Origin of the sequence: Mesorhizobium sp. M4A.F.Ca.ET.020.02.1.1 (assembly GCF_004022645.1) — a bacterium.
Classification (GTDB): domain Bacteria; phylum Pseudomonadota; class Alphaproteobacteria; order Rhizobiales; family Rhizobiaceae; genus Mesorhizobium.
Genome location: NZ_RZOI01001165.1, coordinates 1 through 1,092, shown reverse-complemented (window position 1 = coordinate 1,092; position 1,092 = coordinate 1). Strand labels below are relative to the sequence as shown.

The window sequence follows — 1,092 nt, the reverse complement described above, 5'->3', positions numbered from 1 at the left end:
CCTTGTGCCATTTCGCCTCCCGGTCGGGCCGGGCGATCTCGCCGCTGGTCGCATCGACGAGGCCGAACAGCCGATCGCCATCGACGGTGCGGCTTCCGACCTCGATCGCATGCTGGCGCTCGCCGGCGAGCGAGCTCGCCGGATAGCGCCAGAGCTGGCTAACCGTGCCCCGTGCCGCCGCGTCGGCCATCAGCTCCTCTTGTTTTGCCGGTTGGCGACGAGGTCGTCGACGACGGCCGGGTCGGCCAGCGTCGAGGTGTCGCCGAGCGCGCCGAAATCGTCCTCGGCGATCTTGCGCAGGATGCGGCGCATGATCTTGCCCGAGCGGGTCTTGGGCAGGCCCGGCGCGAACTGGATCTTGTCGGGCGTGGCGATGGCGCCGATCTCCTTACGGACATGGTCGACAAGCTCCTTGCGCAGCCCGTCGCTCGCTGCCTCGCCGGCCATCAGCGTGACATAGCAGTAGATGCCCTGGCCCTTGATGTCGTGCGGGTAGCCGACGACGGCGGCTTCCGAAACCTTGTCGTGGCTGACCAGCGCCGATTCCACTTCCGCGGTGCCCATGCGGTGGCCGGACACGTTGAGGACGTCATCGACGCGGCCGGTGATCCAGTAATAGCCGTCGTCGTCACGGCGGCAGCCGTCACCGGTGAAGTATTTGCCCTTGTAGGTCGAGAAATAGGTCTGCACGAAGCGATCGTGATCGCCATAGACGGTGCGCATCTGGCCAGGCCAGGAATCGGTGATGCAGAGATTGCCGTCGGCCGCGCCTTCCAGCACCTTGCCGTCGCCGTCGACCAGTTGCGGCTTGACGCCGAAGAAGGGCCGCGTCGCCGAGCCGGCCTTGAGGTTTGTGGCGCCGGGCAGCGGCGTGATCAGGATGCCGCCGGTCTCGGTCTGCCACCAGGTATCGACGATCGGAACCTTGCCGTTGCCGACGAGGTTGAAATACCACTCCCAGGCCTCGGGGTTGATCGGCTCGCCGACCGAGCCCAGCACGCGCAGCGACTTGCGCGAGGTCTTCGTCACATGGGCATCGCCGGCGCCCATCAGGGCGCGCAGCGCCGTCGGCGCGGTGTAGAAGATGTTGAC

General features: G+C 66.9%; 1 protein-coding gene and 1 pseudogene. Both read right to left on the bottom strand.

Features of this window, described 5'->3' with window-relative positions; translation table 11 throughout:
• Positions 1-190, bottom strand: a pseudogene (locus tag EN742_RS35740) (MOSC N-terminal beta barrel domain-containing protein); the annotation flags it as partial.
• On the bottom strand, positions 190-1,092 hold a 903-nt coding region (locus EN742_RS35735), incomplete at its 5' end, for an AMP-binding protein (RefSeq protein WP_148670563.1). The gene EN742_RS35735 and the pseudogene EN742_RS35740, both read right to left, overlap by 1 nt.